4 protein-coding genes are annotated in these 6000 nt (G+C 56.0%); 3 read left to right on the top strand and 1 reads right to left on the bottom strand.

The window, feature by feature from the left end; translation table 11 throughout:
• Together ABE960_RS09020 and ABE960_RS09015 are read left to right on the top strand one after the other, a co-directional pair.
• Positions 1–1481, top strand: a 1481-nt coding sequence (locus ABE960_RS09020; RefSeq protein WP_349761912.1) for a type I secretion C-terminal target domain-containing protein, incomplete at its 5' end; no start/stop codon positions are given.
• A 90-nt stretch (positions 1482–1571) separates the two neighbouring features.
• Positions 1572–1910, top strand: coding sequence for a tryptophan synthase subunit beta like protein (locus tag ABE960_RS09015; protein WP_349761911.1), 339 nt, complete (start codon positions 1572–1574; stop codon positions 1908–1910).
• A 101-nt stretch (positions 1911–2011) separates the two neighbouring features.
• On the opposite strand, the gene ABE960_RS09010 is transcribed toward ABE960_RS09015, so the two are convergent.
• Positions 2012–2206, bottom strand: coding sequence for an EAL domain-containing protein (locus ABE960_RS09010; protein ID WP_349761910.1), 195 nt, complete (start codon positions 2204–2206; stop codon positions 2012–2014).
• A gap of 220 nt (positions 2207–2426) precedes the next feature.
• Between ABE960_RS09010 and ABE960_RS09005 the strand changes: the two genes are divergently transcribed.
• Complete coding sequence (locus ABE960_RS09005; protein ID WP_349761909.1) at positions 2427–5957, top strand: retention module-containing protein; 3531 nt, start codon at positions 2427–2429, stop codon at positions 5955–5957.
• Positions 5958–6000: the final 43 nt, after the last annotated feature.

The following is a 6000-nucleotide window of genomic DNA, read 5'->3' as shown; positions in this document are numbered from 1 at the left end:
ACGGCCTGGTGACCTTGAGCGCGACGGCGACTGCCGTCGACAGTGACAACGACACGGCGACCACCACGGTAAGCGTGGACCTGGGCGGCAACGTCAGCTTCGACGATGACGTGCCGACCATCACCACTTCCAACCTTGCTATTGCTAACCTCGCAGGCATTTACTCTGGGGTTCTTGATTTCGATGTGGGTGCTGATGCCCAGTCATTCCTGGACAGTTTCGGAGACGGCTCGCTGGTGTGGAATAATCAACCAGATGGCGATGGCTTTGAACTTGTCTATGACGGGAACAACACCTTCATTGCCCAGACTACTGGAGATAATTCGGAGGAGTTCTTCAAACTGACCATCCTGTCAGATGGCACCTACGACTTTGAACTTGTCAATCCGAAGCCCGTGACTGAGACTCAGGTTCCTCAGTTACTTCAGGGTATCACTGGAGGTAGTGGGCTGGAGAGCTATACTTTTGACAGTGGGTTGTTCGGTGGATTGTTCAGTCTTGTACTGACCGGTTTAATCGATGATGCTCCCTCGACTCTTACGATTTCATCTACACAGCTAGGTGTTGCCGATAATGTGGTGCATGGCGGCGATGTTTTGAAGTTTGATGTTGAGAAGACCACAGCAGGAGATGATTCGAATGCTTCAATATCAAATTTGACTCTCACTTTGGGAGCTACTGCTGGCCTGAAATCTGAGGACGTGGTGACATTTAACGTCTTTTACGAGGGTGCTCCATCGGAAACCATCAATGTGATAGTAGGACCCCAGCTCGGTACAGGGGACAACAAATATCATGAGGTGACGATTAATCTTGATCCGGCGAAAGAGGTGGATTACCTCTCTATCCAGTCATCTGATGACTCTGTGCAGTTCAAAATCTCCGGTGTTGCCTTGGGCTACTCTACCCAAGAATTCCCCGACGACTATGAGCTTGAATTCTCACTCACTGGTACCGACTCTGATAATGATGGGGCCTCGACAGACTTTTCTGTTCTTGTCAAGACAGAGGATGATGGTGCTTACACTATAACGGGTACCCCTGGGAATGACGTGATTTACGGAACTCCGGGCAACGATGTGCTGGAAGGTATTTCTGGCGCCGATACCTTCGTCTGGAACCTCAACGATGAGGGCACCTCTACTGATCCGGCCGAGGACACAGTGACGGACTTCACTTCGGCCGAAGGGGATGTGTTGAATATTGCTGATCTTCTTGAGGGCGAGGATGCCGGCAATATCGATTCCTACATTGTTGCCAAGGAAGGTGCGGGTAATCTGCTTCTCTATATCAAGCACGATGGTGGTGCTGATGGAGCTGTTGCCATCGATAGCGATGGAACCAATGCTGACCAAGTCATCACACTTGTAGATAAAGGTTTCGATAGCTGGATTGATCCTGCTACCGAGGCACCCTTCGATAATGGCGAGGATCTGATCCAGCACCTTATCGCAACCGGTCAGATAAATATCGACCAATAATCACCTCAGATTGATCCATCCTCGCCCCGCCCGGTATCTCGGGCGGGTTTTTTTGCTAAGCTTCCAGAACAAGTGTCCGGAGAGGTCAATATGTACATCAAGCGCGACGACGATGATCGCATAGAGCTGGTCAGCCGTGAGGAGACGTCGGAGTGCGACGAGTACATGCCGGCGGATTCCACGGAGTTGCTGACCTTCCTGGTAGACAAGGATGTCGCCAAGGGCGTGGCGCATTTCCAGTCCTCGGACCTGGCCTTCGTGCGGGTACTGGAGGACGTGATCGAGCTGTTGATGGACAAGGGGGTGATCAGCTTCACCGACCTGCCGGAACCGGCTCAGGAGAAGGTGATGGAGCGCCAGACGCTGCGTCGCCGGCTCAATGGCCTGCACCTGGTCTCCAGCAGCGACGACGAGAGTGGGGTGATCTAGCTCCAATTCCCGGTCAAGGTTGCAGAAGGGCCGGTTTGACAAGGCTCGGGTTCAATCACAAGGGCCGGCATCCTCGCGGATGCCGGCCCTTGCCGTGGTGGTCAGCTTATCGGTTTGTCGTGCTGACGAATTCCAGGCCCGGTAGCGCCATCCAGGCCCAGCTCGAAGAGCATCGTGGCCTCTTCCAGGTTCTCGACCCCTTCGCCGATGGCCAGGATGCCCAGCGAATGGCAGAGCGTGGCCATGCCGCGCAGTATGGTCTGTTGCTCGATGATCTTGTCGATGCCACTGCACATGGCTTCCCTGAGGGCGTGGCGCTATTCTCCATATGGCGATAAGATTGGCAAGCATATATGCGTTGATGTCAATCAGACCTGTCCAACGGTCCAATACCCACCTGACACGATCCTTCCTATCTTGAATGTCATGAACTGTAATCGGTTGTGTTCTTTCGTATGGCAATGAGCCATTGAGGCGACGCTAACCGACCATGATCATCACGCTGGGAGACATATCATGCCTATTGCAACAGTCATCGCCATCATCGGTCAGGCCTGGGCGCGCGACGCCGATGGCAACCTGCGAGAACTCAGCGTCGGTGACGTCCTTCAGGAAGGCGAGACCCTCGTCACCGCCGATAACGCCCGTGTCGAGCTCGACTTCGGCGACAATGCCGGCCCCACCGTGATCAGTGGTGCCCAGCAGATCGTGATGACGCCGGAGCTCGCCGCCGGTCAGGAGGTCGCCGCGGAAGACGCGAGCGTCCAGGACGAGGACCTCGAGGCCCTGCTCGCGGCCATCGAGGACGGCGAGGGTGACCTGCTCGCGGACCTCGATGCCACCGCGGCCGGTGGCGGCGCCGGTGGCGATGGTGGCGGTCATGACTTCGTACGGCTGGCCCGCATCGCCGAAAACCTCGACCCGCTCTCCTTCCAATTCGGCCAGACCTCTCTCGACGAGCCGACGTTCATTGAGGGGCAAACGATCGAAGAAGTGCCCGTCGACGGCCAGCCGAGCATCGACATCGACATCAGTAGTCAGCCCATTGTCCTGATTACCGGGGATGTCGATACCATTGAGGGGACCGGAAGCGATTCAGCCAGCTTCACGGTCGGCTTTCAGGTCGTCAGTTCCGATTATGGTTCCGATGGCCCGGGCAGCATCACCTGGCAATATAGCCTCGGCCTGGTCAGCGGCGGACCGAACGGGGTCGATTCCGGCCTGACCAGTGGTGATGACACCATCTACCTGCATGACATCGATGGCACCATTGTTGGTTCCACCGCGCCAACTACCGCCATCGTCAATGACGGCAATACTGTCTTTACCATTGACGTCGATGCCGGTGGCGTCGTGACGCTGACGCAGCTTCAGCCGATCGATCACGACCTGTCCACTTCCGGTGACTTTGCCTCCGATATCCAGCAACTGGCCGAGGGTCTGGTGGTGCTGACCGGCACCGCGACCATTACCGATAGCGATGGCGATACCGCCAGCGATAGCGCCTCCTTCGATCTTGGCGGACATGTCGGGTTTACCGATGATGGGCCGAGTGTTACGGCGGAGGTCTCCAATGGCGAGATCGACCCGCTAGAGACTGCCGACGCTCTGGTGGGGGCCGACAACACCGACAGCCTGACACTGAGTGGTCTGTTCAGTGTGGCGGCGAGCACCAGCTATGGTGCCGATGGTGTAGCCGACACTGACCCGGAAACCTGGAGCTATGGCCTTAACCTGCTGGTTGCGCAAGGAACAGTTGCCGCCAGCCAGGCCGATAACAACCTGCAGAGCGGTGGCGACGATATACGCCTGTTCCAGGTGGGCGACAGCATCGTCGGCAGCACGGCGGCTGCCGATGCTGATGAAGACACGATCACCGCCAATCAGGTATTCACGCTGAGCATCGTGGATGGCGAGTTGGTCCTCGAGCAGCATGCTGTTCTGGATCATGTTGACGCTGATGATGCGAACTACAGCGACGAGCTGCTGAGCCTTGCCGATGGTCAGGTCGAGGTAGCCGGTACGGTCACCGTGATTGATGCTGACGGCGACACTGCTGAGGACACCACCGAGATCGACCTGGGTGGTCGGGTCCGCTTCAGTGATGACGGCCCGAGGATCGACTCGGCCAGCCTCAGCGAGGCCAGCGTCAGCCTTGACGAGACTGATGCTGTTACGCCGGCCGGCTTCCCGATCAGTGATACCAGCGACAGCGCGATACTCAGCGTCACCTCCCAGTTCGGTGCCGATGGCGCGGCAGCGTCTAATGCCACCGTCTATGGCCTCGAGTTGAGCGGTGATGGCACCACCTCACTGGCCACCGCTCAGGGCGACTACGCGATCACGCTGGTAGAAACCGATGCCACCACCATCACCGGCCAGTATGTGGACGGTGACAACGCGACCCGGACTGCCTTCACGGTGGTGATCAACGCCAACGGCACCTTGACGGTGACCCAGGAAGTGCCGCTGGAGCACCTGGACCCCGATGATGCCAACGACACCCTCGACCTGGCGGGCCTGATCACCGCCACGGTGACCGTGACTGACGCCGACGGCGATACCGACAGCGCCAGTGCGGAGATCGGCGGCGCGGTGACCTTCTATGACGATGCGCCTGCTTTCAGTCTGGTGAATGACGGCAGTGACTTGGATAGTGTGGTTAGCATTGCGGCACCGAACCCTGATGTCACTGAAACGTTCTACGGGCAGTTTGCTGATTGGTCGCTGGGTGCTGATGGCTTCCAGAGTGTTAATCTGACCTTGCCAGACAATGTAGTAATGGTGTCCAGTTCCGAGTCCACGATTGTGCTGAATCTGCTGGAAGGGGACGAAGTTGTTGCTACCTTGACGTTGAATGCTGATGGGCAGGATTCGCTTCTGGTGCTCCATCGAGACGGTGAAGTGGACTTCGTTCCTGTCGCTGCAACGAGTGCAAAAGCCGGAGGGCCTGCCGGTTCTCTGATTGTTGATCTTGGTGCAGAGGCCAATTTCAACATCATTGTTTCCGGCGATGATGGTGACGGCATTCTTGAAGTAACAAGTGGTAACGACGATGATCTGGTTAACACCAGTAATAATGGCTGGGCTGTTAAAGGCGTTAATGGCCAGACCATCCAAGCTGGTCAATCCATCATGTTCTCCTTTGTTGATGATGCCGATATCACAATTGCGGCGGGTATTGGAGACTTCAAATTTGTTACTGAGGGATATACGGGGGGGATTACAAGTGCTGATATCGTCGTTCGGGTATTTACCAGTGCGGACCACACTAGTTATGATCAGGTTAATCTGGAGGTAGTAAGCGGTGAGTCGGTTCAGATTACTGAGCTTGATTGGAGTGAAGTTGGTGGTAACGACAGTTACATCGCAGGTATGCCAATATATGGTGTGGAAGTCGAGAGCCAGGAAACCGATGGATCGTTCCGCTTGAACGGTGTTGAAGTGGGAGACGCTCAGACTACTCCGCCGGATGACCTTTCCTTCGACAATATTGGCGTTGAAATCGTTGACGCCGATGGGGATTCGGTCAGCCAAGAGTTCAGCATCACATTGGATGGTGAAGATCCGTATGGTGGTGAGATCGTGTTGGAAACCATTGCGGGTACTTCAGGAACTGATGCACTAGTTGGTGGCAATGGAGACGACATAATCAACGGCGGACCTGGTGATGACACCATGACTGGTGGCCTAGGCGCCGATACCTTCGTCTGGAACTTCGGTACCGATGGAGATCAGGGCGATCCGGGCTCACCGGCCAGAGACCTCGTTACCGACTTCAACCTCAATGAGTTGGAGGAAGGTGACGTCCTCCAGTTGAATGATCTGCTCCAGGGTGACGACGGTGTCGATAACTACCTCCATGCCGTCGACGATGATCAAGGCAACACACTGCTGCATGTCAGCACCACCGGAGCCTTCGAGGGTGGCTTTAATTCGGCTGATTCGGATCAGGTCATCACCTTGAATGGAGTCAGCATGGACGGAGCCAATTCTTCAGATTTCATAAACTCTCTGATTGCCACCAACCAGCTCGATATTGATTGACCATTTACTGCGCATCAACCCCAGCGCCCGGCCTTGCCGGGCG

The organism is Halomonas aquatica (assembly GCF_040196335.1).
Taxonomy (GTDB): Bacteria; Pseudomonadota; Gammaproteobacteria; order Pseudomonadales; family Halomonadaceae; genus Halomonas; species Halomonas aquatica.
This window is presented reverse-complemented; position numbering and strand designations above follow the sequence as displayed.

Excerpts from the sequence above, each read along its gene's own strand:
- ABE960_RS09005 (WP_349761909.1), top strand. The coding sequence starts at position 2,427 with ATGCCTATTGCAACAGTCATCGCCATCATCGGTCAGGCCTGGGCGCGC.
- ABE960_RS09015 (WP_349761911.1), top strand. The coding sequence starts at position 1,572 with ATGTACATCAAGCGCGACGACGATGATCGCATAGAGCTGGTCAGCCGT.
- ABE960_RS09010 (WP_349761910.1), bottom strand. The coding sequence starts at position 2,206 with ATGTGCAGTGGCATCGACAAGATCATCGAGCAACAGACCATACTGCGC.